Consider the following 26,412-nt stretch of genomic DNA (forward strand, 5'->3'; position numbering starts at 1 on the left):
ATAAAAACAAAAAAGCCTGAATTACTTCAGGCTTTTTCCGTTACCATATTGTTATACGTTCACTTTCAGGAAGGTACATTTTTTGTCCAGGTTGCACATTAAATGCTTTATAAAATTCAGTACAGTTCATTAATGGTCCATTAATTCTGAATTTTGCAGGTGAATGTACATCCTGTATCACTTGTTGCATTAAATATTCTTTGCGGGCATTGACCATCCATGCATAAGCATAGGATAAGAAATAGCGTTTTATCGGACTAAGTCCACTAATTTTTTCATTGTTTTGGTATTGTTTTGTTTTCTTAAACGCTTCTAATCCCATAACAACACCGCCCAAATCAGCAATATTTTCACCTTGTGTGGCTTCGCCATTTACATGTTTTCCATTTACAACTTCAAAACGATTAAAAAGTGCCACTATGGCTTTCGTTTTTTGGGTAAATTTTTCATAATCCGACGGAGTCCACCAATTGTTTAAATTACCATTTTCATCATACTGACTCCCTTGATCATCAAATCCGTGGGTAATTTCATGACCAAATGTAGAACCGCCAATGATTCCATATAAAACGGCATCATCGGGCATTCTTCCCTCAAATCCAGGGACAATTATATTACAAGCCGGAACACAAATTTCATTATTACTTGGATTATAATAGGCATTATAGGTTTGTGGATACATTCCCCACTCCTTGCGATCTACCGGTTTACCATACTTTTTAACCATGTAGTCATATTCCCAAACTTTAATTGCCATCGTATTTTGACAATAGGCATTAGGAACAATTGTAATTGAAGATAAATCTTTCCATTGATCAGGATAACCCACTTTCATCACTATTTTTTGGAGTTTACTAAGCGCCTTAACCTTAGTTTCCGCACTCATCCAATCCAATTTTTTTATACGTTCAGCATAGACGTCACGTATCGAATTACCAATCTCAAGTAATTTTTCTTTAGTCCCTTTGGGCAAATATTCAGCTACATAAACTTGACCGATTAATTCACCCAGCGATTCATCGGTTTGTTGAACCACTCGTTTCCATCTTGGCTTCTGAACTTTCACACCATTCATTACTGTTCCATAAAAGGAAAAATTTTGTTTTTCAATTGAAGAACCTAAAAATTCAGCATACGTGTTAACTAAACTCCATTTCAAATACAATTTCCAATCAGCTACTGAAAATGTAGTTAACGTTTGATCTAACCCTCTAAAAAACTCGGGTTGCCCAACAATAACAGAATCCACCTTTTGAATTTTTAATTTCGGAAAAACCAAATTCCAATTGATATGTGGTGTTAACGTATTCAATTGGGAGATAGACATTTTATTATAATTTTTTTGTGGATCACGAAGCGCTTCTAGTTTGCGTGAATGTTTGGCCAATGCCGTTTCTAATTTCATTAGTGCAGATGCTGAACCTGAAATTGAGCTCAATTGTAGTATTTTAGATAGATGTGCAACGTATGCTGAGCGAATTTTCATTGAGGCCGGATCTGAATTTAAATAATACTCTTGTTGCCGTAATCCTAATCCTCCTTGCTGAAGAAATAACGCATTTTTTGAACTTATTTTATCATCTTGTCCAACATAAAAAGCAAATCCAGGAGCTGCACCAAGGGTATGTAGTCGGGCCATATTTTCGTATACCGCTTGCGTATCTTGAATAGCATCAATTGTATTCAATTCGTGTTGCAATGCTTTTATTCCCACTTGATCAATGGCCACACTATCCATCCCAGATCTGTAAAAATCGCCTATTTTTTGCTTGTTCGAGCCTACTTTATGTTCTTCATCAGCAGCTTTTTCACATATAGACTTGATTTGGTTGTTGATTGTATCTTGAATAATTTGAAAAATACCATTACTCTTTTCTGATGCTGGAATTGGATTGGATTTAATCCAACCTCCATTTGCATACGAAAAGAAATCATCACCGGCAACTATTGTTGTATCTCGATGGGAAACTATTGGATCAAGTATATCTTTAGGTGTACAACTCACCAAATGAATGAAAACGAAAAGAAGTCCAAAAAATAATTTTTTCATAATAATGTTTTTTATAAAACTTGACTATCGGCTGCCATTTCGCGATAAACCATAGCTGAAATCTGTTTTATCACTTCTGGAAGCGAATTAAAACTTGTACCTTTAGTCATTACTGTAATCAAATACGTACGGTTATTTAGATACACAAGCGCGGTTTCATGCAATTGTTTTTCTAGTGCATCTCCAGCTTCTCCAAATTTATGTGAAAATTGAATTGAATTGGGCAAACTTGCTGCAATTCCCAATTTAAAATCCGATTGCGTTAACAAAAAAGTAGCATATTCAGAGTCATCCGCTGTTAGATAAGAACCATTATAAAGCGCTCTCATAAAAATAGAGATGTCTTTTACATTTACTGGATAATCTGATGCATTCCAATCGGGAGCAGTTAAACCTAAGTCCGTAAACACTTTTTTAAATAACGCAACATCAATGATCGAATTTAAAATATACGTGGCATTGTTGTCTGAATGAACAATCATGTATTTTAATAACTCACGTACCGAATACGACTGCCCTAATTGAATCGATTTTGTAGTATAAATTGGCTTTTTATCCGTTTCTAATTTTTGGTTAAAAAGATATTTTTTATCCAATAAGCCCGGATTCAATTCGTTCATCTTTAAAAAGGTGATTAATTCCGGTATTTTTAATAAGGAACCCGGCTTATACTGTTCGTTTGGATTCAGCGCACACCAACCGTTATTTTCATATTCTCGAATGTAAACCGAAGCTGAAGTTAGTACCCCTTTATTTTTAAATTCTTGAATAACTTGCTCTAAGGATTGTTTTATTGAGGAGAGTTCAGACGCTTCATTTTCTGAATCAACCAACAAAAGTGGCTTAATAAATTTGTATCCATTTAACCGTTTTACTTGAAATTCCTTATGCGCTGTTACATTGTTTTCACTGGATTGAGTAGGTTCAAAAAAATATGTAGCTACAATATAAGTCCCTAAGATAGAAACAAATACAACAATAGGTATATATTTAACTTTCAGCTTATAATTTAAAATTCGGGTCATTTTTGAGAAATTATATAAAAACGCCAAATGTATAGGTATTAAATTGAAAAAACAAAGCGAAAATGAAATTAAATTTGTTAATTTATCAATTGACAAAAAATAGGATTATTTACTTTTTTATAAAGAAAATAGAAAAAAATAATACTGTAAGAAATACTAAAAGGATTCACAAATTCGTTAAACAAATAGTAACTTGCAGCAAATTTGCATCTATGAATAGCATAAAAATACTTTGGGTTGATGATGAAATCGATTTACTAAAACCCCACATTCTTTTTCTTGAGAAAAAAAATTACCAGGTCACAACATGTAACAACGGTCGTGATGCATTGGATATATTTAACGATCAGAATTTTGATATTGTGTTTTTGGATGAAAATATGCCGGGAATATCGGGCTTGGAAGTCCTATCCGAGATGAAAGAAAAAAAATCCACTCCAGTAATTATGATTACCAAAAGTGAGGAAGAATACATTATGGAGGAAGCGATTGGCTCTAAAATTGCCGATTATTTAATCAAGCCCGTCAATCCAAATCAAATTTTATTGAGTTTAAAAAAGAATTTAGATCATTCCCGATTGGTTTCAGAAAAAACAACCTTAGATTATCAAAAGGAATTTCGCAAAATCGCCATGGATATGGGTAGTGCCAATTCGCATGAAGATTGGATAGAGGTTTATAAAAAATTGTTGTTCTGGGAAATTGAACTTGAAAACACGGAAGATTCCAACTTAACGGGTATTTTGGAATCTCAAAAACAAGAAGCCAACTCCCAATTCGGAAAATTCATTGAACGAAATTATGAAGATTGGTTTGCTAGCCCTGTTCGCCAAGGTTCAGGCAGCCCCGATAATGAAAAACCAATACTATCGCACACGCTTTTTCGAGAATTGGTTGTTCCCGAATTGGTTAAAAAGGAAAAACCGGTACTCTTTATCGTAATTGATAATTTGCGCTATGACCAATGGAAGGCAATAGAAGCATCAGTAAATAGTTATTATAAAGTTGAAAAAGAAGTGCCCTATTATGCAATACTTCCAACGGCTACACAATATGCTCGTAATGCTATTTTTTCAGGGTTATTACCACTAGAAATGGAAAAGCAATTTCCTCAATATTGGAAAAATGATACAGACGAAGGTGGAAAAAATAATTTTGAAGCCGAATTTCTTACAGCACATTTAAAACGTTTAGGACTGAATATAAAACAGGATTATTTTAAAATTACCAACTTTCAATCAGGAAAAAAGTTAGCTGAAAACTTTCGCGGATTAAAAGACAATCAACTCGTAACGGTTGTATATAATTTTGTAGATATGCTATCACATGCCAAAACCGAAATGGATGTGGTTAAAGAACTAGCAGCCGATGATAAAGCCTACCGTTCCTTAACCGTGAGTTGGTTTAAAAACTCCCCACTTTTAGAAATTATTCAACAAGCACAAAAATTAGGGTTCAAACTTATAATAACTACAGATCACGGCACGATAAACGTTAAAAATCCAAGTAAAGTAATTGGAGACAAAAACACGAGTTTAAATTTGCGGTACAAAACCGGTCGAAGTTTGACCTATGAAGACCGTGATGTTTATGCAGTGAAAGATCCAAAAAAAATAGGACTTCCCGCAATTAACATGAGTAGCTCCTTTATTTTTGCAAAAAACGATTTATTTTTGGCCTACGTAAACAATTATAATCATTACGTTAGTTTCTACCGCAACTCCTACCAACACGGTGGAATTTCATTAGAAGAAATGATTGTTCCGTTTATTGTGTTAAATCCGAGATAATCGAATATGGAAGTTATTTTTTCTCTCGAAGAAATCGAACGTATAGCAAATGAAGTTGTAGCTCAAAATCCACATAAAGTCATTATTTTCAAGGGACAAATGGGCGTCGGGAAAACAACTTTAATCAAAGTATTGGCGGCTATTTTGGGCGTAAAAGACACGATAAGCAGTCCAACCTTTTCTTTAGTTAACGAATACAAAGTTTCTGAAAATCAAAACGTTTATCATTTTGATGTTTATCGTTTACAATCAGAATCCGAAGCATTAGATATGGGAATCGACGAGTATTTATATTCGGGACATTGGTGCTTTATTGAATGGGCCGAAAAGATACCCAATCTCTTACCTGATTTGTACACAACAATTAATTTGGAACTACTCCCCGACGGAAAAAGGAAATTGACATTGCACCATTAAGTGAAATTTTATACTTTTAGGAGAAAATAACAACGGTATGCCCTTAACCCCTTTCAGTCCAGAACAATTGATTCCTCAAGAGGAAAAACTTGAGATATCCCGACATAAAAGTGAATTATACATTGGGATTCCAAAAGAAACCAGCTACCAAGAGCGACGAATTTGTTTAACACCTGATGCGGTGAATTCATTAACTGCTCATGGTCATCGCGTTCTAATTGAAGCTGGCGCTGGGTTGAGTTCGAGTTATCCCGACAATGAATATCTCGATGCTGGAGCCGAAATTACCAATGATCCAAAAAAAGTGTTTGGCTGCCCAATGTTACTCAAAGTAGAGCCACCTACCCTAGCAGAAATCGAATTGATTCAGCCCGGTACTATACTTCTTTCTGCACTCCAAATTAAAACACGTAAGAAAGAATATTTTGAAGCATTAGCAAAGAAAAAGGTTACAGCACTAGCTTTTGAATATATTAAAGATGAAGACGGGTCTTATCCTGCCGTAAAATCATTAAGTGAGATTGCAGGTACCGCATCAATATTAATCGCGGCAGAATTGATGATTAACAATGTTTTCGGAAAAGGATTGTTATTTGGAAATATTAATGGCGTACCCCCTACCGATGTCGTGATTATTGGTGCAGGAACTGTAGGTGAGTTTGCCGCACGAACGGCTATTGGCTTGGGTGCTAATGTTAAAGTGTTTGACAATTCAATTACTAAACTACGTCGTTTGCAAAACAATTTAAGTCAGCGCGTTTTTACATCAACTATCGAACCTAAAGCGCTGCAAAAAGCGTTACGCCGTTGTGATGTTGCTATTGGGGCTATGCGTGGTAAAGACCGATGTCCTGTTGTTGTTACAGAGCCTATGGTTGAATTAATGAAAAAAGGTGCAGTCATTGTAGATGTGAGCATTGATACTGGAGGATGTTTTGAAACTTCTGAAATTACAACCCACGAAAAGCCAACGTTCATCAAAAATGACGTCATTCATTATTGCGTCCCCAATATTCCTTCGCGGTATTCAAAAACGGCTTCGCTTTCAATAAGTAATATTATTCTACCTTATCTTTTGCAAGTTGCCGATGATGGTGGGATGGAAAATGCATTACGCATTAGTAAAGGTTTAAAAAATGGAGTTTATTTCTACCATGGAATATTAACCAACAAATCCATAGGTGATTGGTATGATTTACCCGACAGCGATATAAATTTAATAGTCTTTTAAATACGACCTCTTTTTCAATACTTTTTTTTAATCATCAATTATGAAGTTTTATCAACGCCTTGCTTATTATAGTTTCGGAGTCCTTTTAGGTGCTATTTTTGTTGGATTTGTTCTCAATGGAAAAGGAGCACGTTGTAGTTATTTTCCAAATGAACGAGTACTTAACAACATCCGTACCAAGCCGCTTAAATACAGCTTGGAAGCCTCACGAAAACTAGAAGAAGATTGGATTGATAGTTTGGATATCAAAAACACCTTGCGCTATGGCGATGTTGACTTTGACAAAAGCAATATCAAAATGCAAGGAGGAAAATTGTACGTTATTGATGGCTTTACCTCAAAAAAAGATACAATTCAATTGCGTATCATCAATTATGAAACCCGAGCCGTTCTGGAAGATATTATACGTATTAAATCTAAAAAAAATCGATCATAAAAAAACGCCTTCAAATGAGGGCGTTTCTTATTATTTTATGAATTCAACTTTATGTGTTTCCTTACTGTTGACACTATCGAAAAAGCCTTGCTCATTCATCCAATCGTCACTAAACACTTTACTCATATAACGGGATCCGTGATCGGGAAAAATAACAACCACATTACTTTCAGCCGTAAACTCTCCTTCTTCTGCAAATTGTTTTACTGCTTGAATTGCAGCACCTGAAGTATAACCTACGAACATTCCTTCTGTTTTTGCAATCTCTCGAGCCATATGGGCACTATCTTCATCACTTACTTTGATAAATTTATCAATTACATCAAAATCGGTTGCGGTAGGAATTAAATTTTTACCCAAACCTTCAATTCGATAGGGATAAATTTCAGAAGCATCAAATTCTTTTGTCTCGTGGTATTTTTTCAAAACAGAACCAAATGCATCCACACCTAAGATTCGTATTGCAGGATTTTTCTCTTTTAAAAAACGTGCAGTCCCCGATATTGTTCCTCCTGTACCACTACAAGCAATTAAATGGGTAATCTTACCCCCCGTTTGTTCCCAAATTTCAGGACCGGTACTTTTATAGTGCGCGTCTATATTTAAATCATTAAAATATTGATTAATATAAACCGAACCTTTGGTTTCTTCATGTAAACGCTTAGCTACAGAATAATAGGAACGATCATCATCGGCAGCTACATGTGCAGGGCAAACATAAACCTTAGCTCCCATGGAACGCAACATGTCAATTTTATCTTTTGAAGATTTAGAACTAACCGCCAAAATGCATTCGTATCCTTTGATGATACTGACCATTGCTAAACTAAAACCTGTGTTTCCAGAAGTAGTTTCAATGATGATATCTCCCGGTTTTAAAATACCTTTTCGTTCGGCTTCTTCAAGAATATATAAGGCAATTCGATCTTTGGTGGAGTGACCCGGGTTAAAAGCTTCTACTTTTGCGAAGAAGTTACCTAAAAAGTCTTCGGTAATTCGGTTTAGTCGAACTAACGGCGTGTTTCCAATCAACTCAAGGACATTATTATAGGCTTTTATTTCTTCTTTCATAAAAAATAAATTTGCATTTGAAGGTCCATCATCTGAAGTATACACCCCCACAAACCTTGCAAATTTAATAAATAATTTTAAACTAGCTTTCAATTTTTTCCAAATCCAACAAAAAAGCGAACTCTTTTGCTACCTCTTTTAAGGCCTCAAAACGGCCCGATGCACCACCATGACCGGTATCCATATTGGTATCAAGAAACAGGTAATTGGAGTCAGTTTTTAATTCCCGTAACTTGGCGACCCATTTGGCCGGTTCCCAATACTGCACTTGCGAATCATGGAGCCCCGTTGAAATATACAAATGCGGATACTCTTGTGCTTTAACATTATCATAGGGTGAATAGGATAACATATAATCATAGTATATTTTTTCATTTGGATTGCCCCATTCATCATATTCTCCAGTAGTTAACGGTATCGTATCGTCCAACATCGTTGTGACCACATCGACAAATGGAACCTGAGCAATTACTCCTTTATACAATTCTGGATTGTGATTAATAATTACCCCCATTAGTAATCCACCAGCCGATCCACCTTCGGCATATAAATGTGCAGCAGTAGTATATTTTTCATCAATTAAAAATCGGGAACAGTCGATAAAATCCGTAAACGTATTCATCTTGTGCAACATTTTACCGTTTTCATACCATGTGCGACCAAGATCTTCACCCCCACGGATATGTGCAATTGCATAAATAAAGCCTCGATCGAGCAAACTCAAACGAGTCGACGAAAAATAAGGCTCAATGGTTACTCCATAGGATCCATAAGCATACTGCAAAAGCGGATGGGTACCATTTTTTTTAGTTGTTTTATGATAAACCATCGAAATAGGAATTTTCACTCCATCACGCGCTGTGGCCCAAACCCGTTCTTCTATATAATTTGACTTATCAAACTTACCCCCTAAAACCGCTTGTTCTTTTAAAACTTTTTGCTCTTGGGTAACCATATTAAAGTCAATTACAGAAGCTGGAGTAGCCAATGATTGATAGGCATACCGTAAAATTTCCGTATCAAAATCCAAATTGGTTGTTGTATACGCAGTATAGGTTTCAGACTGAAAGGGTAAATAATAATCTTGACTGCCATCCCACCGCATAATTCGAATCTTATTTAAACCCTCCGAGCGTTCAGAAACAACTAAAAAATCGCTAAACAGATCAATACCTTCCAACAACACCTCTTCGCGGTGCGGTAAAACATCGACCCAATTTTCTTTGGTAGTTTTTGTTTCTGGAGTTTTCATCAATTTGAAATTAGTAGCGCCCTCAAGATTAGTGACTATATAAAAATGAGAACCATAATGCGATACTGAGTATTCCAAACCGCGGGTTCGTTTTTGAAATAGCGAAAATGCGGCTGTTGGAGTATTTGCTGGTAACAATTGGTACTCTGAAGTTAGGGTGCTTTCTGAAGCAATTATAATGTATTTACGCGATTTGGATTTGTATAAGGACACATCAAATGTATCGTCATCTTCAAAATAGACCCTAATATCCGAACTTGGATCAGTGCCTAATTCATGGCGGTAAATTGAAGCAGCGCGCAACGTTTTTGGGTCTTTTCTACAATAAAACAAATACTTTCCACACGACGACCATGTGCCACCCGCGGTGGTATTTTCGATTTTATACGGTAAAATTTCTCCGGTAATTAAATTTTTAATTTGAATAGTATATTGACGGCGTGAAACCGAATCAATACCAAATGAAACCCACTGATTATCTTCACTTATACTCATACCCGAAAGCTGAAAATAGCTATGCCCTTCTGCTAAAACATTACAATCAAAAAGCAGTTCTTCTTTTGCATCTACAGATTCTTTTTTTCGTGTATAAATAGGGTAATCTTTTCCACTTTCAAAACGAGTACTGTATATATAACCATTATAAAGATAGGGTACCGATGCATCGTCTTCTTTTATGCGACTTTTCATCTCGGTATACAAATCATCTTGCAAAACTTTCGTAGGTGCGGTCATCGCTTGATAATACTCATTTTCAGCATTCAAATAAGCAATGACTTCTGGATTTTCGCGATCATTCAACCAAAAATAATCATCAATACGAACGTGATTGTGTATTTCGAGAGTTTGGGGATTTTTTTTTGCTTTTGGCGGTTGCGGCTTATTCATAAAATAATTTTTAATCCATGCAAAGATAGAGTCTGTGACTACCCTATTGACTTGCTACCATCCTTTTTTTTCAACTAAAGATTGAACACAATATTTTTTATTTTTGTAAAGAACGATTAATAAACTAGTATGTTTGGAGATATTACCGGAATGATGGGTAAAATTAAAGCTACTCAAGAAAAAATGGAAGCCACCAAAAAACGACTTGATACTGTTCTTATCAACGAAAAAAGCACCGATGGCTTATTGGAAATAACGATAACGGCCAATCGGCTAATTCGAACTATTCAAATCGATAATGAATTATTGAACAACAAAGATCAACTCGAGATTGAGTTAGTTACCCTCATAAATAAAGCAATAGCAAAGGCGACTGCAATCAATGAAGTAGAATTAAGTGCTTTAGCAAAAGAAGGGATGCCTACTATTCCTGGGATGGACTTTTTTAAATAAGCCAAAAAAAAATTAGAATACCAATTTTGTCAGCTGTTCCATCACATAGCTGTGCATAACTTGCTTATAATCCAAATGGGTAACTATGCGGAGTTTACCTTGTCCCATCGAACTGATATGAATATTTTTTTGTTTAAGTTTTTCAATAACCCATTTTTCTTCCAATGTTTTTCGTACCGTGAAAATAATGATATTGGTTTCTATCGGTTCGACTTTTTCAACCCAAGATAAGGAAGCCAATAGCGCTCCCAACTCAAGTGCGCGCGCATGATCCTCTTCTAACCGCAAGATATTGTTTTGAAGGGCATACATCCCCGCGGCAGCGAGATAACCGACTTGACGCATCCCGCCTCCAAGTATTTTTCGAATACGCAACGCCCGATGCATATCTGCTTTGGAACCTAATAATAAGGAACCAACAGGAGCACCTAATCCTTTAGATAAACACACCGAAATCGTATCAAACAATGCGCCGAATTGTTTTGGATGTTGCTTTTTTGCGACCATAGCATTCCACAGCCGTGCGCCATCCAAATGATATTTTAATTGATGTTCCTCACATACTTGTTTAATACGGTTCATTTCAAGTAGCTCATAACAAGCTCCTCCTCCTTTGTTGGTGGTGTTTTCCAAACTTACCAATGCGGTTTTAGGTGCATGATAAAACTCTGGATCGTTTATAGATGATCGAACTTGTTCAGCGGTTATCATCCCGCGAACTCCATCGACTAAACAACACGAAACACCACTATTAAACGAAGCACCTCCGCCTTCATAATGATAGATATGTGCATATTTATCACATATCACTTGTTCACCGGGCTGGGTATGCAATTTAATAGCGGTTTGGTTAGCCATTGTCCCACTCGGAAAAAACAAAGCCGCTTCCATTCCAAATAATGTAGCTACAGCTTCTTCTAATTCATTTACCGTTGGATCTTGCTTGTAAACATCATCCCCTACTTTGGCACGAAACATATACTGTAACATTTCATTGCTGGGTTTGGTTACCGTATCGCTAATTAAATTAATTTCCATATCTGTAATAGAAGCTTTACTTTTGCAAATACAAAACTACATTAAATTATGACAAATACCGAACAAATCAAAGGTATTGTAGAACGCCTGGGTGCGTTGAGGAGGTATCTTTGACATCGATGCCAAATTAATTGAAATCACCAATGAAGAAGAAAAAACTTTTGCGCCCGACTTTTGGAATAATGCTAAACAAGCCGAAGTAATTGTAAAAAACCTTCGTTCAAAAAAGAAATGGGTTGATGATTTTAATAAAGCGAATAATCTTGTAGAAGAATTGCAAATCACCCATGAATTTTTTCGGGATGGTGATGCATCTGAAGCAGAATTAGATGAGGCCTATTTACTTGCTTTTCAACAAATTGAAGACCTAGAATTTCGCAACATGCTTTCCGATGAAGGCGATAGCATGAGTGCCGTATTGCAAATAACTGCTGGCGCTGGAGGTACAGAAAGTTGTGACTGGGCATCGTTATTAATGCGTATGTATTTGATGTGGGCTGAAAAACAGGGCTACAAAATCAAAGAATTAAATTTTCAAGAAGGAGATGTTGCCGGTATAAAAACGGTAACCCTCGAATTTGAAGGTGATTTTGCATTTGGCTACTTAAAAGGCGAAAATGGTGTTCACCGATTGGTGCGTATTTCCCCCTTTGATAGTAACGCCAAACGGCATACTTCGTTTGCTTCTGTTTATGTATATCCCTTAGTTGACGATACCATTGATATTGAAATCAGTCCCGCAGATATTGAAATCACAACAGCTCGTTCCAGTGGTGCTGGCGGTCAAAATGTAAATAAAGTAGAAACCAAAGTACAGTTATTGCATAAACCCACGGGAATTCAAATTCAGTGCTCAGAGACGCGTTCACAACATGACAATAGGAATCGTGCGATGCAAATGCTTCGTTCGCAATTGTATGAAATTGAATTGAAAAAACGAATGGAACAACGTGCCGATATTGAAGCAGGAAAAATGAAAATTGAATGGGGCTCGCAAATTCGCAATTACGTGATGCATCCGTATAAATTAGTAAAAGATGTTCGTACCGGACATGAAACGAGTGATGTAGATGCTGTAATGAATGGTGAAATCGACTCTTTTCTTAAAGCGTATCTAATGATGATGGGACAAAAAGAATCGGAATAATTATAGAGCTGTTTGTAATGCGTCGCTTAAGCAATTAGACGCAATCTACTAAATACCCATTTCGATTTGAAAACGAAAATACCAATTGTTTTTTTCATTGCCATTTGCGTAATTCAAAACATCATAAGTAAATTCGGTTTGGAGTTTAAAGGCATGTTCCCATATATATTTGGTTAGTCCAATTGTGTATTCTTTTGTATTGGGTACAATATCATGAATATCCATTCCAACTTTTTGAAGGGAATAACGTGCTATAATTTCATAATTGGATTGTGTAATATAACTTAATTGATAGTCAAAACCATTTCCAACAAACACATAATTCGATTGTGTTAAATCTAATGGATTGTAAGTTATTGCAGATTTATTAGTGGTTCTAGACATATAGCTAGCCATTGCTGCAAATCCATTATACTTTAACATACCGTCTATTAAAACAGATTTTAAAGTACGTTGCTCAAACAAATCTACACCTAGCTGTCCTTGGGAACGCTGCGCATGGTTATTTTGTTGAAAAGCTCCAGACAATAATAGTTTTGGCTTTTTTTCTCGAAACAAATCACCTTCAAAATTGGTTCCGTCTTTGATAAATGATCCAAAAGGCATCACTTCTACTTTTCCCGTATAAGCTAAGCCCGTATCGTGACCATTGGTAGTATTTCTTCCTTCTCCCGTGGATACAGCTGCTTTAAAATTGTACGAAAAACGATCCTTAAATTCATTTATATTGTGAATTTGAAAGCCAAAATCCCGATCAATATTAAACCGAGCATTATTGATGGAACGATCCGTGAGCTGTAAAGCACCTGATGAATTTATACGTTGTCGGTTTCCGGGTAATTTAGTCTGTCCAAAACTATAATTCCAATGAGCATTGGGTCGATACATAACTACTGCATCGCGAATAATATTATAATTATCCCCCTCGGAAATCGGACCCGTATCACCCGGAGCAAAAGATAATTGCATAACATATAAAAACTTGGGATTCCCTACAAAACCATCAAAACGCAAGCGGAGCCGTCGGATTTGCCAATCGTTCCCCCCTGTTTCATCCTCGTTTTTAATAAAGGAAACTCGGTTTTGTATTCGGAATCGTATGTTTAATTGAAATAAACTATCGGGAGCTGTTAACCCTAATCCCTTGCCAAAATTATAGTACGGCAACATCGATAAATGCAAATCATTATCGTTTTTGTTTTTTTCAAGTGAAATTTGGGCTTGTGATAAAAAACTGAAAATCAACAAGAATCCAAGAATCAAAAATTTAATTTTCATAAGACTATAAACAAAAGGATTCTAGTTTATTTTATAAACTTAAACTGCAACTCAATTTAACATGATAACCAAAAAATACTGTTGGCTAAAGAATTTATTTATAATAATAAATTGATAATCGCGTAGATTGCTGCAGCCATTAACGCAGAAACGGGTATCGTAAGAATCCAAGCCCAAAGCAAGTTGATTGTAACACCCCAACGAACGGCAGAAATACGTTTAGTCACACCGACACCAATAATCGACCCTGTAATAGTGTGCGTCGTAGAAACGGGAATTTTAAAATGTTCGGTCGAGAATAAGGTCAATGCTCCAGCAGATTCGGCAACAACGCCTTCAAATGCATTGACTTTAGTGATTTTGGAACCCATAGTTTTCACAATTTTCCAACCCCCACTCAACGTTCCTAATGCAATTACGGTGTAACAGGTTAAGGGGATCCATTCGGGCATCTGACTCTTAATTCCTTTGTCTTCATTGGGTAAAACGACCTGTAACCAATCGGGCATAGCAATTACCTCTTGGTGGGTCGTATTCAAATAAACGGCAACCGCGGCAGCTATAATACCCATTACCTTTTGTGAGTCATTTCCTCCATGCCCTAAACTAAATGAGGCCGAAGACAATAACTGCATTCGTTTAAGAATTGCTTCCGATTTTGAGGCTGAAAAACGACTGAAGAGTAAATTAAAAATAGCCAAACTATAAAATATGACCGCAACTAAAAGCCATTTGATGTTATGCGGCTCTGTTACCACTGACCAAAACGGACTTTCAAATCGAGGTTTTTCAATTTTATCATACCCTTTCATTACAGAATTAAGGGACCAAAAAACCAATGCCATTAAAGTTACTGTTAAAACTTTAGGACCAATTGCTTTTCTGGAAGAATACATCATCCATAATGAAATAAAATAGGAAATAATCATTCCTACTAAAGGAGCTAATACAATGAAGGATATCACCACAAAAACGCCACTTGGCAATAAATCCCCTTCTTTAGGCGCTTTATACCATGTTACAATCCCCCAACCAATATGCTCGATATCGGTAACTTTTCCAGAAAAACCATGAGCAATCGCCGCACCGGCAAAACCACCAATTAAAGTATGGGAGGAAGATGAAGGAATACCCTTCCACCAGGTTATTAAATTCCAAATAATTGCTGCTATAATACCGGCTAAAATTACCGTTAAATCGATACTACTTGTTTTGGCTGTTTTAGCAACGGTATCGGCAACACCAAATCCAAAAACCCAATAAGCCAAAAAATTAAAAAAAGCAGCCCAAAGCACCGCTTGAAAAGGAGTCAAAACTTTGGTTGCCACAATTGTTGCAATAGAGTTGGCTGCATCATGAAAACCATTGATGTAATCAAAACCAAGTGCTAAAACAATTATAAGAATTAAAAGTGTAAATTCCATCGAAACGCGGATTATGAATGTTTCACCGAAATTTGCTCCATCACATTGGAAACACTCTTGCATTTATCTGATGCCATCTCTAAGGAAGACAAAACTTCTTTGTACTTGATGATATTTTTAGCATCGGTTTCATTCTCAAAAATATCGGCTACCGCACGATCAAAAACTGCATCAGCCTTACTTTCCAATTTATTGATTTTTATACAAGTTTCTTTAATTGCACTAGGATTCTTTAAATCTTTCAATTCTCGAATCCCAACTTGAATCAATTGACAGGCCTCTAAATTAATTTCGGTTAATTTTCGTATCGACTTGGTGATTTTATCGACTTGATACAATCGAATACGACTTGCTGCACCGTGCATGTTATCAGCTACGTTATCAATGGCTTTGATCAAGGAATGGATATCTTCGCGATCAAAAGGGGTGATAAAATTACGACTCAACTCCAAATGGGTTTTATGAGCGATATCTTCAATTATTGCTTCAAGTTCTTCTACTTTTTTAAACAACTCTTCTCGTTCATTTTTTGGTGCATTCACTGCATCATGCAACGTATTTGCCATTATAGTTAACAACTCAGAGGCTTTTTCAAAAAGCGGAAAGAATTTTTTATCCTTTGGAACAAAAAACTGAAATAAACTATTTAAGGTCATTTTAATTATTTTAACATGGCAAAAATAAACCTAAAAAATTAATTTAGCATTAATAAATAAACAAATCCCGGTTATTTTTTACATTAATTTAACATGGTGCTTCACGCTTATTTTGTTCCTGTGGATTCGTTTTCGTACTTTAGCAACTCAAAAAATAGTGAACACCCTATGGACTTAAACTTCAATAAAAACGAAGACCACAATAAACTTTTACTCGCAGATCTCAGGCAAAAATTTGCCAAAGTTAAACTTGGTGGCGGCGAAAAACGTATTGAAAAATTGCATGCCGAAGGCAAAATGACCGCTCGAGAACGAATTGATTATTTGTTGGACCAATCTTCATCATCTATTGAAATCGGTGCGTTTGCCGGTGAGGGAATGTATAGTGAACACGGCGGATGTCCTTCAGGTGGAGTTGTGGTTAAAATCGGTTATATAGCAGGAAAACAATGTATTGTGGTAGCCAATGATGCTACTGTAAAAGCAGGAGCTTGGTTTCCAATTACGGGCAAGAAAAACTTGCGCGCACAAGAAATCGCTATTGAAAACCGACTACCTATAATTTATTTGGTAGATTCTGCAGGGGTATATTTACCAATGCAGGATGAAATTTTCCCTGACAAGGAACATTTTGGACGTATTTTCCGCAATAACGCAATCATGAGCAGTATGGGAATTACCCAAATTGCTGCCGTTATGGGAAGTTGTGTTGCGGGTGGCGCTTATTTACCCATCATGAGTGACGAAGCCCTTATTGTCGACAAAACAGGAAGTATTTTCTTAGCTGGAAGTTATTTAGTTAAAGCTGCTATTGGTGAAAATATTGACAACGAAACCTTAGGAGGTGCAACAACCCACTGTGAAATCTCAGGAGTGACCGACTATAAAGCCAAAGACGATAAAGATGCATTAGACCGCATTCGAAGTGTAGTTGGCAAAATTGGAGACTATGAAAAAGCGGGGTTTAACCGAATTAAATCGGAAAAACCAGCATTAGAACCGAATGACATTTACGGTATATTGCCTAAATCGCGTTCTGATCAATACGACATGATGGAGATCATTAAACGTTTGGTTGATGAATCGAAAGTGGATGAATACAAAGCAGGATATGGCCAATCGATCATTACTTGCTATGCGCGTATAGACGGATGGGCTGTTGGAATTGTAGCCAATCAACGTACAGTTTCTAAAACTAAAAAAGGAGAGTTGCAATTTGGTGGTGTCATTTATTCGGATAGTGCTGATAAAGCAACCCGATTTATTGCCAATTGTAACCAAAAGAAAATTCCTTTGGTTTTCCTTCAAGACGTTACCGGATTTATGGTAGGTTCCAAAAGTGAACATGGAGGAATTATTAAAGACGGTGCAAAAATGGTGAATGCGGTTTCCAATTCGGTAGTTCCGAAGTTTACCATTGTGGTTGGAAATTCCTACGGTGCAGGCAACTATGCCATGTGTGGAAAAGCCTATGACCCGCGATTAATTGCTGCTTGGCCTAGCGCTGAATTGGCTGTAATGGGTGGCGCACAAGCCGCTAAAGTATTGATGCAAATCGAAGCGGCATCGCTAAAATCTAAAGGCGAGGTTGTTGATGCGCAAAAAGAACAAGAATTGTTTGATAAAATTAAAGCCCGATATGATGCCCAAGTTTCACCATATTATGCAGCAGCTCGTTTATGGACTGATGGCATTATTGATCCATTAGACACCCGAACCTGGATTTCTATGGGAATTGAAGCGTCTGACCATGCTCCTATTGAAAAGAAATTCAATTTGGGGGTGATTCAAGTTTAACTCTAAAATAAAAATAGAAGGTTGTGCGAACATTCCATTTAAAATAAGACTGAACTCCTCCCCTTTTTTAGTTCTGTTTTTCTTATTATCAATTGTAAATTTCGTTTGCAAATCGCTAGTTTTTTCTATTTTGAAGCACATAAAACCTGATTTATTTCAAAAATTCACTGCTCCTTTTTCTGAATATCCAATTCCGAAAGAATTTACGTTTCCTTTTTTTTACGAACCTCACGCGTTAAGTATTGAAGCAGCGCGTTTGCTCCAACAGTATTTGAAAGTTCAAAAGGATTTTGAACACAATTTTGGACTGCAAAAAGAACAGTCAGGAATGGTGATTGGAAAAATGTTTGGCGTTTTGGTGGTGCAAAATGAGGTCGGTGAATTAGGCTTTTTGTGGGCTTTTTCAGGAAAACTAGCCGAACAAAACCACTGGCCAAAATTTGTACCTACGGTTTATGATATGCTGCAGGATAATGGATTTTTTAAATCCGAAGAAATTATTTTAAACGAACTCAATTCTAAAATAGAAATTCTCGAGAAATCTATTGATTACAATACCTTACGTGAAGTGTTAACTAAAACCATTCATGAAACTCAAGAAGCGGTTGAGTCCTTCAAGCAAACCATCAAAAACAATAAAAAAGTACGATCCATTTTTAGAGAAAACCATCCCAATTTAACTGATGAGCAAACCCTAAAGTTGATTCAAGAAAGTCAACTCGAAAGCATACGCCTACGGCAATTGCAATTGGATTGGAAAACAAAAATAGATTTGATTTCAACAGAACTAGCTCAATTTGAGCAGCAAATCAATGCATTAAAAGACGAACGTCGCAACCGTTCCGCTGCCTTACAACAACAATTGTTTTCTGAATATGCCTTTTTAAATCAATACGGTGAAACCAAAAGTTTGCAAACTATTTTTAATGGAAATCCTCCCGCAGGTGCAGGTGAATGTGCAGCACCAAAATTGCTCCATTATGCATTTCAAAACAAATTAAAACCATTGGCAATGGCTGAATTTTGGTGGGGACAATCGCCAAAGTCAGAAGTCCGAAAACACGGTCAGTTTTACCCCGCATGTACCGGAAAGTGCGAACCTATTCTTAGACACATGTTGGATGGAATACCATTAGAAAAGAATCCGTTTCTTATAAATTTAGGAGCCAATAAACCAATGGAAATCCTGTATGAAGACCATTGGATTATAGCCGTTAGTAAACCAACCGATCTTCTTTCCACTCCTGGGAAAGCAATTGCTGATTCGGTCTACACGCGAATAAAATCAATGCGACCCAACATCAGCGGACCAATAATTGTGCATCGATTAGATATGGCAACTTCAGGCATATTGCTGTGCGCAAAAGATGTAGACACCTATAAAATCCTGCAATACCAATTTATTAAAAGAAAAATTCAAAAGAAATACATAGCGCTACTAGAGGGTGTCATTATCCAAAATCAAGGCACAATTAATCTACCTCTTGTTCTAGACATTGATAATCGTCCCTTTCAAAAGGTTTGTTTTGATCTGGGAAAACTAGCAGTTACAGAATGGAGAAAAATAAGCGAACGTAAAGGGCAAACTTTAGTTGAATTTAAGCCCATTACCGGTCGCACTCATCAACTTCGAGTTCATGCAGCACATCATTTAGGACTAAATTGCCCCATTGTTGGTGATGACTTATACGGTACGCAATCTGACCGACTCTATTTGCACGCACAATCACTCACCTTTTGGCATCCGCATGAGAAAAAAGAAATTACCCTAAACTTACCTGCACCGTTTGCCTAATTTTAGTATGTTTGACAAAACAACTCCAACAGCATGAAGAAAATTCTCTTGGTTTCATTCATAGCGCTTTGTTTTTCTACATTGGCGCAAAATAAACCTTCACGCAAAGATTCCTTAATGGGCGGATTTAGTAAAGAACGAACCTGTTTTGATGTGAAGCATTATGCGCTTGATATTTCGATTGACCCTGATAAAAAACAGATTATTGGTAGCAATACCATTCTTTTTGAAATCGTGCAAAATACCCAACGTATTCAATTGGACTTATTTGTCAATATGGTGGTTGATTCCATTTTATGGAACCACCAAAAACTAAACTATCGTAGAGAATTTAATGCTGTTTTTATTGATTTTCCAAAAAAACTGGGCGCAAAAACGAAACATCAATTGAAGTTTTATTACCAAGGCAGCCCGCTAATTGCCAAAAGAGCGCCCTGGGATGGTGGTTTTGTATTTACAAAAGACAAGAATAACAGACCATGGATTGCAGTCGCCGTGCAAGGTACTGGTGCAAGTTTATGGTATCCTGTTAAGGACGGGCAAAGTGATGAGCCCGATTCGGGAGCGACGATTCGAGTAGCTGTACCCAATGGATTAATGAATATTTCTAATGGAAAATTTATGGGCTCTACTCCGCTATCCAACGGCTATACCCGCTGGGATTGGGAGGTTGTAAATCCGATTAATAATTATGACATCACAGTAAATATTGGTTATTATGTCCCTATTATTGATCGTCTAGGTGACTTGGATCTTACCTATTATGTATTGGATTACAATCAGTCGCGTGCTGTGAAACACTTTGAAGAAGTAAAACCCATGCTCAATTGTTTCCAATATAAATTTGGACCCTACCCCTTCCAAGCAGATGGTTATAAATTGGTTGAAACTCCATATTTAGGCATGGAGCACCAAAGTGCAATTGCCTATGGAAATCGGTTTTTAAAAGGGTACTTAGGATCTGATCTTTCGGGAACCGGAGTAGGATTATTATTTGATTTTATTACCATACACGAAAGTGGCCACGAATGGTTTGGCAATAGCATCACTTCACGCGATATTGCCGATATGTGGATTCATGAAGGATTTACGCAGTATAGCGAATTGGTTTTTATTGAATGTCAGTTTGGTTATGAAAAAGCAATGCAATATGGCAAGGGCTTGCAAGGAAATGTCCTAAATGATCGTCCAATTATTGGACCAAAAGGCGTAAATACTGAAGGCTCGGGTGATATGTACCCCAAAGGAGCATTACTCTTAAACACAATGCGCCATGCATTAAATGATGACTCCAAATGGTGGGCAATACTCTTAAACTATTGCAATACGTTTAAACACAAGATTATTGATACAGCAACGGTTTTGGATTTTTTTAATCAGCAAACCGGCATTGATTGGACCCGTGTTTTTGAGCAATATTTACAGAAAACCAAAATCCCCGAACTACAAATTCGTGTATCGGAGCAGCAATTGGAAGTGCGATGGAAGTGTGAAACATCGGATTTTACAATGCCTGTCATCCTAGATGTAAAAGGAAAAAAAATAACGATAGTACCCAAAAATTCGTGGACGAAAACAGCTATTCCATCAGAAAACGCAAAAGAGGCTATTGTTGATTCAAGTCGGTTTTATATAACTGTTGCCTATTTTTAAGTTAGCAACTGTATACGACACGAAGGAATTAATGGATTAAATCAGCAGTAGCTTTGCGTATAATTTTACCATTGGCAGTTTCTTTAAAATGCGCAACAAAGTAGATCGATTTTGGACGTTCGTACTTATCTAAATGGTCAAAAATTCGATTGTCAATTGGATATTCTTCGCCTTCTACAACCAATACTACTTTTTCGCCAAGCGAAGCATCTTCCATTGAAGCAATAAAAAAGCGTTGCGCAATTTTACCTTCTAATTTTTGCTCTACTAATTCGGGCATTATTTTTACACCACCGCTATTAATGACATTATCAATTCGGCCAAGGAATCGGAATTGATTTTCATTAATTAATTCAACAATATCATTGGTAACAACCGTTTCTTCAGCGATAATATGTGGAGCATGAATAACCAAACAATTACGTTCATCATAAGTTAATGTAACATGAGGCAAAACCGTAAATTCTTTTGCGCCTATTCGTTTGGCTGCTATATGGGTAATCGTTTCAGTCATACCATAGGTTTCATAGGCCTCAATTGGCAATTGCATTAATTGCTGTTCTAATGTTGCATTGATACGTGCGCCACCAATGATAAGTTTTTTTACCAAAGGTAATTTTTGCAACGAATTTTGGGCTTGTAAAGGAACCATCGCTACAAAATCATAGGTTTCCTCCAATTGATCCATCGGGTGTGACGTTGGGGCAACATAATCTAAATCCAAACCAAGTACGATAGAACGAATCAACATCATTTTACCGGCAACATAGTGTACCGGAAGACAAAGTAATGCGCGATCACCAGGCTTTAGATCAAAAAAAGTACCCGTTGCCAATGCCGAATTAACCATGGCTTGTTTCGCTACCGAAATTAGTTTGGGAACTCCAGTCGAACCTGACGTTTGCATTTCAATGTAGGGTTTCTCATCAAACCAATCCAATAAAAAATCACCTACCGGTTTTTCAAATTCTTCGCCTTCTTTAATAAAACTGTACGCAACCCGACAAAGATCATCCTTATCCAGATGGAATCCATTCAATTTAAATTGATTGTGAACATTTTGGTAAGTTGGATTCATAGTTAAGTTATTTTTTAATTTGGGGAATATCTGGAACTGAAATAGGCCCTGTTAAACGTAATTTCCAATCGGACCATCGGTAAATTTTAGCAAACAATAGTACCAACAAAGGATAAAATATAAATAACGGCAAAAACAGCTCCATACTCAATGATGGCTTAGCTGTATCGCGAAAAAGCGCATAAGTTTGTAATGCCGAACTATCGGTTGTAACCAACAATGCTGTCATTAAGTTATTCGCCGCATGAAATCCTAACGCTAATTCCATTCCATTATCCATCAGTGTGATAATTCCCAAAAACAAACCGGTTCCAATGTAATATAACAACACAATATAGCCCATTTCTTGCACCTCTGGATTGGCAATATGAAGCACTCCAAACAAAAAAGAAGTCCAAAACAAAGGAAACCATCGATGGGGATGCAACTGAGCAAACCCCTGCATTAAATACCCACGAAACAAGTACTCTTCTAAAGAAGTTTGTATAGGAATCATAACAATTGCGATTAAAACCAATACCGCAAATCGACTGGGTTGAAAATTCCACGTTAATGTAGAAGCTGCATCATAAAATGAAATGAGAGTAATACTTACGGTGACGATACTCCATATTCCAAAGGCTACAAAAAAGCGTTTCCAATCAAATTGAAGTCGTGCTGTGGTAATTTCAATTAATTTTTGTTTATGCAAAAACCGGATAACCCCCAAAAAGGCTACAAAGGCAAAGACAAAGGTTAGCAACATTAAAAACAAAGACCAATTCAAATCCAACAGTCCCACCATTTCCTGCATCGAATTAGGAAAAGGTTTGTCTTGTTGTAATGCAGCACCGAGAACTGCCAACGAAAACGGAATTTGCCCAATAAATGAGGCTGAAATGACAATAAATGAACCTAAAACATACCAACCAAAACGGGTGGATTTTGTAACACCAAAGAGTTGCTGCATAACCTATAATTATTGAAGCAATTTACTTAATTTCGCTCAATAAATAAACAACATGATTACAATTTATCACAATCCCCGTTGTGGAAAATCGAGAACCTGTGTTATGCATTTCGACACGTTGAACGTTCCCTATACAGTGGTGCGGTATTTGGAGCATCCGCTCACCGAAGCCGAACTTAAAAAGTTGTTGAACTTATTAGCCATTCGACCGATTGATTTAGTTCGAACCAAAGAGAAAATCTGGATCGAACAGTTTCAAAACAAAATTATGTCGGACGACGCAATTATTCAGGCAATGGTACTTTACCCTATTCTTATCGAACGACCAATTGTGATTAACAATGATAAAGCCGTAATCGCTCGACCATTAGAACGCATTCAAGAAATCCTTTAATTTTATTAACAAAACTTTATGAAACTACGTTAACCCTTAGCGTAATTTTGCAATTCAACAGGAAAGACATAATTGATACATGAAAATTTTAAAAATTGTATTCGCGATTACCTTACTATTCAAAGGTTTATCGGGTTATACACAAAACCCCAATCTACGCACCAACGGTGGAAATCGCTTAAAAGTCACAGGCAGGGTAATTGCAAAATCCAACAATCAACCTTTAGAATATACTGAAATTCGCTTCATCAACGAATCGAATAAGACGGTTAACGGGGGTTTAACTGATGCTAAAGGAAATTTTTCAATAGACGTCCCGGAGGGAACCTACACTATTAATGTAGAGTTCCTTTCATTTAAACCTCTTGTCATTACCTCTAAAGTTATTAAAACGAATACCGATTTAGGTGAAATTAGCTTAGAAGATGAAGCGACTCAATTGAAAGAAGTTGTAATTCGCTCAGAAAAAACAACCGTTGAGATTAAATTAGACAAAAAAGTCTACAACGTCGGACAAGATTTAATGGTTAAAGGTGGAACGGTGAGCGATGTTTTAGACAATATCCCTTCTGTAGCTGTTGATACAGATGGTACAATTAGCTTGAGGGGAAATGAAAATGTAAAAATTTTAATTGACGGTCGTCCGACAAATGCAATTAGCATTAATGATGCCCTTCGGATGATACCCGCTGATGCCATCGATAAAGTTGAAGTAGTTACCAACCCTTCTGCACGGTATGATGCCGAAGGTGGTGGTGGTATTTTGAACATCCTTCTTAAAAAAGGTAAAACCAATGGCATTAATGGTACCCTTATTGCCACAACAGGCGCACCCGATAATCACGGCTTAACGGGTACGTTAAACTACAAAACCAATCAGTTTAATATGTTTACCAATCAAGGATACAACGATCGAAATAATCCTGGAACGGTCAATGTAGATAACACGTATAATGCTACTGGAAATAAACTTATTGACGCTAGGGAAACCGACCGATTTAGCAAAGGGTATAATGGGAATTTTGGTTTTGATTGGTTTTTAGACAAAAGCACTACATGGACCAATTCGATAAATTACCGACGTAATACAGGGAGAAATATTGACGATGTTGATTTTACGTATTTTGACAATTCCTCAAATTTTCTGGGAGCTGATTACCGAAATAATAATGAAGATTCAAAAAGCGAGAATATCGAATACAACTCAAATTTTGTAAAAAAATTTAAACGGGATGGTCACAAATTAACGGCCGATTTTTCGGTTTCCAAAAACAATGATGACAACTTTGCAGCTATTGACTATTTTCGCTACAGTACCAACACCAATGGTTTGGATAACTCGAGTATTATACAGCGACAAAATCGTTTACTCCTTCAGACGGACTATGTTTTACCCTTTGGAAAAGAAAGTCAGTTTGAAGCTGGATATCGAGGAAATTTCACCGATTTGAATAGCGACTATGCGGTATTTAATAACGGAATTTTAAATACATCATTTACAAACAATATCGATTATATTGAAAACGTAAATGCGTTGTACCTGCAATTGGGGAGTAAAATAAATCATTTTTCGTTTTTAGCGGGTCTTCGTTATGAAGCATCGGATATCGAAATCAACCAATTCACGCAAAACATTTTTAAAAATAAAAAATACGGTAATTTCTTCCCTTCTGCTACCATTGGCTATGAAATGAATTCAAATTCTTCGATTTCAATCAACTATAGCAAACGAATCAATAGACCACGTGGAAGAGAAATTAATCCTTTTTCCAGTTATTCTAGTAACATTAATATTTTTCAGGGGAATCCTGATTTAGATCCTTCGTTGACGGATGCAATTGATATCGGTTATTTAAAAAAATGGGACAAATTAACCTTCAGTACTTCGGCTTATTTTAACAAGACTTCCAATACGGTACAAATGATTCGAAAACCAAATGGCGATGTAGTCGATGGTGTTCCTGTTATTATTACCACTCCAACAAATATTGCGGATGAATTTCGTAGTGGTTTTGAATTTACATTCAATTATACACCATACAAATGGTGGAAAATCAACACTAACTTCAATTTCTTTCGCCAACAAACCAAAGGACAGTATTCGTATACGCTAGGTGCGCAAGACTTTGTAATTAACTTTGATCGAGCAACCAATACCTGGTCTTCACGTATTACCTCAAAAATCACTTTACCCGGCAAAATTGATTGGCAAACAAACGCCAATTACAATGGCGAACAAACCACAGCTCAAGGGAAAGTTTTAGGAATTTTTGGAATGAACCTAGCTTTCAGCAAAGATATTTTAAAAGACAAAGGAACCTTGGCTCTCAATGTAAATGATGTTTTTAATTCGCGTAAACGCAGAATGTATACCTATACTGAAACGGTCGATTCATATGCTGTTATGCAATGGAGGGTTCGACAAATAACGGCATCCTTTACCTACCGATTCAACAAATCGAAAAACGATAAAGATGAAAAACGATCTAAACGTAATGGTGAAGAATCTGAAGGTGGCGATTTCTAAACTACAAATCAGTATTGCATAAAAAAAAGTCCCGAATTCGGGACTTTTCTATTAAAACAGCGA

General features: G+C 36.6%; 21 protein-coding genes. 11 read left to right on the plus strand and 10 right to left on the minus strand.

What is annotated here, in order from left to right; all coding sequences use genetic code 11:
• Positions 1 to 40: 40 nt before the first annotated feature.
• Together Q0039_RS06755 and Q0039_RS06760 are read right to left on the minus strand one after the other, a co-directional pair.
• Entirely contained in the window at positions 41 to 2,050 is a 2,010-nt protein-coding gene (locus Q0039_RS06755; RefSeq protein WP_297511009.1) for a M13 family metallopeptidase, read from the minus strand.
• Between the two features lie 11 nt (positions 2,051 to 2,061).
• The gene (locus Q0039_RS06760) at positions 2,062 to 3,075 is read right to left on the minus strand and encodes a serine hydrolase (protein WP_297511011.1); all 1,014 of its coding nucleotides are present in this window, start codon (positions 3,073 to 3,075) and stop codon (positions 2,062 to 2,064) included.
• Between the two features lie 212 nt (positions 3,076 to 3,287).
• Here Q0039_RS06760 and Q0039_RS06765 point away from each other — a divergent pair, with 212 nt between their 5' ends.
• Genes Q0039_RS06765 through Q0039_RS06780 form a run of 4 tightly spaced genes read left to right on the plus strand, consistent with a single transcriptional unit; the run spans position 3,288 to position 6,949 of the window.
• Positions 3,288 to 4,865 carry a bifunctional response regulator/alkaline phosphatase family protein gene (locus Q0039_RS06765; protein ID WP_297511013.1) on the plus strand — a complete coding sequence of 526 codons (1,578 nt, stop codon included), beginning with the start codon at positions 3,288 to 3,290 and terminating at the stop codon, positions 4,863 to 4,865.
• A 6-nt stretch (positions 4,866 to 4,871) separates the two neighbouring features.
• Positions 4,872 to 5,282 carry a tRNA (adenosine(37)-N6)-threonylcarbamoyltransferase complex ATPase subunit type 1 TsaE gene (tsaE, locus tag Q0039_RS06770; protein WP_297511015.1) on the plus strand — a complete coding sequence of 137 codons (411 nt, stop codon included), beginning with the start codon at positions 4,872 to 4,874 and terminating at the stop codon, positions 5,280 to 5,282.
• A 37-nt stretch (positions 5,283 to 5,319) separates the two neighbouring features.
• A complete protein-coding gene (locus Q0039_RS06775; protein ID WP_297511016.1) occupies positions 5,320 to 6,513 on the plus strand; it encodes an alanine dehydrogenase in 1,194 nt (397 codons plus the stop codon).
• Between the two features lie 40 nt (positions 6,514 to 6,553).
• Positions 6,554 to 6,949: a DUF4258 domain-containing protein gene (locus Q0039_RS06780; RefSeq protein WP_297511018.1), complete on the plus strand. Its 396-nt coding sequence runs from the start codon at positions 6,554 to 6,556 to the stop codon at positions 6,947 to 6,949.
• A 30-nt stretch (positions 6,950 to 6,979) separates the two neighbouring features.
• Here the strand turns inward: Q0039_RS06780 and Q0039_RS06785 are convergent, their stop codons facing one another.
• Together Q0039_RS06785 and Q0039_RS06790 are read right to left on the minus strand one after the other, a co-directional pair.
• Entirely contained in the window at positions 6,980 to 8,020 is a 1,041-nt protein-coding gene (locus tag Q0039_RS06785) for a cysteine synthase family protein (RefSeq protein WP_297511020.1), read from the minus strand.
• 82 nt (positions 8,021 to 8,102) lie between these two features.
• Positions 8,103 to 10,160, minus strand: a complete 2,058-nt coding sequence (locus tag Q0039_RS06790) for a S9 family peptidase (RefSeq protein WP_297511023.1) — start codon at positions 10,158 to 10,160, stop codon at positions 8,103 to 8,105.
• A gap of 129 nt (positions 10,161 to 10,289) precedes the next feature.
• On the opposite strand from Q0039_RS06790, the gene Q0039_RS06795 reads away from it, so the two are divergent.
• On the plus strand, positions 10,290 to 10,613 hold the full coding sequence (locus tag Q0039_RS06795; protein WP_297511025.1) for a YbaB/EbfC family nucleoid-associated protein: 324 nt from the start codon (positions 10,290 to 10,292) through the stop codon (positions 10,611 to 10,613).
• Between the two features lie 12 nt (positions 10,614 to 10,625).
• Here the strand turns inward: Q0039_RS06795 and Q0039_RS06800 are convergent, their stop codons facing one another.
• A complete protein-coding gene (locus Q0039_RS06800) occupies positions 10,626 to 11,651 on the minus strand; it encodes a GntG family PLP-dependent aldolase (RefSeq protein ID WP_297511027.1) in 1,026 nt (341 codons plus the stop codon).
• A gap of 48 nt (positions 11,652 to 11,699) precedes the next feature.
• Here Q0039_RS06800 and prfB point away from each other — a divergent pair.
• Positions 11,700 to 12,798 (plus strand): peptide chain release factor 2 gene (gene prfB, locus Q0039_RS06805; RefSeq protein WP_297511029.1). Its coding sequence is split into 2 segments (ribosomal slippage): positions 11,700 to 11,762 and positions 11,764 to 12,798, totalling 1,098 coding nucleotides; the frame shifts between segments, so codons are not numbered across the junction.
• A gap of 48 nt (positions 12,799 to 12,846) precedes the next feature.
• Here prfB and Q0039_RS06810 read toward each other — a convergent pair.
• The 3 genes from Q0039_RS06810 to Q0039_RS06820 all read right to left on the minus strand — a co-directional run bounded on the left by Q0039_RS06810 (position 12,847) and on the right by Q0039_RS06820 (position 16,156).
• Positions 12,847 to 14,076, minus strand: coding sequence for a porin (locus tag Q0039_RS06810; protein ID WP_297511031.1), 1,230 nt, complete (start codon positions 14,074 to 14,076; stop codon positions 12,847 to 12,849).
• Positions 14,077 to 14,174: 98 nt separating this feature from the next.
• Complete coding sequence (locus Q0039_RS06815) at positions 14,175 to 15,500, minus strand: inorganic phosphate transporter (protein ID WP_297511032.1); 1,326 nt, start codon at positions 15,498 to 15,500, stop codon at positions 14,175 to 14,177.
• Positions 15,501 to 15,511: 11 nt separating this feature from the next.
• Positions 15,512 to 16,156, minus strand: coding sequence for a DUF47 family protein (locus Q0039_RS06820; RefSeq protein ID WP_297511034.1), 645 nt, complete (start codon positions 16,154 to 16,156; stop codon positions 15,512 to 15,514).
• Between the two features lie 168 nt (positions 16,157 to 16,324).
• On the opposite strand from Q0039_RS06820, the gene Q0039_RS06825 reads away from it, so the two are divergent.
• The 3 genes from Q0039_RS06825 to Q0039_RS06835 all read left to right on the plus strand — a co-directional run bounded on the left by Q0039_RS06825 (position 16,325) and on the right by Q0039_RS06835 (position 21,401).
• On the plus strand, positions 16,325 to 17,953 hold the full coding sequence (locus tag Q0039_RS06825) for a carboxyl transferase domain-containing protein (protein ID WP_297511036.1): 1,629 nt from the start codon (positions 16,325 to 16,327) through the stop codon (positions 17,951 to 17,953).
• 130 nt (positions 17,954 to 18,083) lie between these two features.
• Positions 18,084 to 19,748, plus strand: a complete 1,665-nt coding sequence (locus Q0039_RS06830; protein ID WP_297511038.1) for an RluA family pseudouridine synthase — start codon at positions 18,084 to 18,086, stop codon at positions 19,746 to 19,748.
• Between the two features lie 33 nt (positions 19,749 to 19,781).
• Positions 19,782 to 21,401, plus strand: coding sequence for a M1 family metallopeptidase (locus Q0039_RS06835; RefSeq protein ID WP_297511040.1), 1,620 nt, complete (start codon positions 19,782 to 19,784; stop codon positions 21,399 to 21,401).
• A gap of 28 nt (positions 21,402 to 21,429) precedes the next feature.
• On the opposite strand, the gene Q0039_RS06840 is transcribed toward Q0039_RS06835, so the two are convergent.
• Together Q0039_RS06840 and Q0039_RS06845 are read right to left on the minus strand one after the other, a co-directional pair.
• On the minus strand, positions 21,430 to 22,479 hold the full coding sequence (locus tag Q0039_RS06840) for an AMP-binding protein (RefSeq protein ID WP_297511042.1): 1,050 nt from the start codon (positions 22,477 to 22,479) through the stop codon (positions 21,430 to 21,432).
• A 7-nt stretch (positions 22,480 to 22,486) separates the two neighbouring features.
• Positions 22,487 to 23,428: a CPBP family intramembrane glutamic endopeptidase gene (locus tag Q0039_RS06845; protein ID WP_297511044.1), complete on the minus strand. Its 942-nt coding sequence runs from the start codon at positions 23,426 to 23,428 to the stop codon at positions 22,487 to 22,489.
• A 52-nt stretch (positions 23,429 to 23,480) separates the two neighbouring features.
• Between Q0039_RS06845 and arsC the strand changes: the two genes are divergently transcribed.
• Both arsC and Q0039_RS06855 read left to right on the plus strand, forming a co-directional pair.
• Positions 23,481 to 23,822 carry an arsenate reductase (glutaredoxin) gene (gene arsC / locus Q0039_RS06850; RefSeq protein ID WP_297511046.1) on the plus strand — a complete coding sequence of 114 codons (342 nt, stop codon included), beginning with the start codon at positions 23,481 to 23,483 and terminating at the stop codon, positions 23,820 to 23,822.
• Positions 23,823 to 23,901: 79 nt separating this feature from the next.
• Entirely contained in the window at positions 23,902 to 26,349 is a 2,448-nt protein-coding gene (locus Q0039_RS06855) for an outer membrane beta-barrel family protein (protein ID WP_297511048.1), read from the plus strand.
• Positions 26,350 to 26,412 lie beyond the last annotated feature (63 nt).

This window comes from Flavobacterium sp. (genome assembly GCF_027484945.1).
Taxonomy (GTDB): domain Bacteria; phylum Bacteroidota; class Bacteroidia; order Flavobacteriales; family Flavobacteriaceae; genus Flavobacterium.

What these genes read in the sequence shown, in the direction of transcription:
- Q0039_RS06815 (WP_297511032.1), bottom strand. Translation starts at nt 15,500, where the DNA reads ATGGAATTTACACTTTTAATTCTTATAATTGTTTTAGCACTTGGTTTT.
- Q0039_RS06810 (WP_297511031.1), bottom strand. Translation starts at nt 14,076, where the DNA reads ATGAAAATTAAATTTTTGATTCTTGGATTCTTGTTGATTTTCAGTTTT.
- Q0039_RS06785 (WP_297511020.1), bottom strand. Translation starts at nt 8,020, where the DNA reads ATGAAAGAAGAAATAAAAGCCTATAATAATGTCCTTGAGTTGATTGGA.
- arsC (WP_297511046.1), top strand. Translation starts at nt 23,481, where the DNA reads ATGATTACAATTTATCACAATCCCCGTTGTGGAAAATCGAGAACCTGT.
- Q0039_RS06835 (WP_297511040.1), top strand. Translation starts at nt 19,782, where the DNA reads ATGAAGAAAATTCTCTTGGTTTCATTCATAGCGCTTTGTTTTTCTACA.
- Q0039_RS06775 (WP_297511016.1), top strand. Translation starts at nt 5,320, where the DNA reads ATGCCCTTAACCCCTTTCAGTCCAGAACAATTGATTCCTCAAGAGGAA.
- Q0039_RS06825 (WP_297511036.1), top strand. Translation starts at nt 16,325, where the DNA reads ATGGACTTAAACTTCAATAAAAACGAAGACCACAATAAACTTTTACTC.
- Q0039_RS06855 (WP_297511048.1), top strand. Translation starts at nt 23,902, where the DNA reads ATGAAAATTTTAAAAATTGTATTCGCGATTACCTTACTATTCAAAGGT.
- Q0039_RS06755 (WP_297511009.1), bottom strand. Translation starts at nt 2,050, where the DNA reads ATGAAAAAATTATTTTTTGGACTTCTTTTCGTTTTCATTCATTTGGTG.
- Q0039_RS06760 (WP_297511011.1), bottom strand. Translation starts at nt 3,075, where the DNA reads ATGACCCGAATTTTAAATTATAAGCTGAAAGTTAAATATATACCTATT.
- Q0039_RS06795 (WP_297511025.1), top strand. Translation starts at nt 10,290, where the DNA reads ATGTTTGGAGATATTACCGGAATGATGGGTAAAATTAAAGCTACTCAA.
- tsaE (WP_297511015.1), top strand. Translation starts at nt 4,872, where the DNA reads ATGGAAGTTATTTTTTCTCTCGAAGAAATCGAACGTATAGCAAATGAA.
- Q0039_RS06820 (WP_297511034.1), bottom strand. Translation starts at nt 16,156, where the DNA reads ATGACCTTAAATAGTTTATTTCAGTTTTTTGTTCCAAAGGATAAAAAA.
- Q0039_RS06790 (WP_297511023.1), bottom strand. Translation starts at nt 10,160, where the DNA reads ATGAATAAGCCGCAACCGCCAAAAGCAAAAAAAAATCCCCAAACTCTC.
- Q0039_RS06840 (WP_297511042.1), bottom strand. Translation starts at nt 22,479, where the DNA reads ATGAATCCAACTTACCAAAATGTTCACAATCAATTTAAATTGAATGGA.
- Q0039_RS06765 (WP_297511013.1), top strand. Translation starts at nt 3,288, where the DNA reads ATGAATAGCATAAAAATACTTTGGGTTGATGATGAAATCGATTTACTA.
- Q0039_RS06800 (WP_297511027.1), bottom strand. Translation starts at nt 11,651, where the DNA reads ATGGAAATTAATTTAATTAGCGATACGGTAACCAAACCCAGCAATGAA.
- Q0039_RS06845 (WP_297511044.1), bottom strand. Translation starts at nt 23,428, where the DNA reads ATGCAGCAACTCTTTGGTGTTACAAAATCCACCCGTTTTGGTTGGTAT.
- Q0039_RS06780 (WP_297511018.1), top strand. Translation starts at nt 6,554, where the DNA reads ATGAAGTTTTATCAACGCCTTGCTTATTATAGTTTCGGAGTCCTTTTA.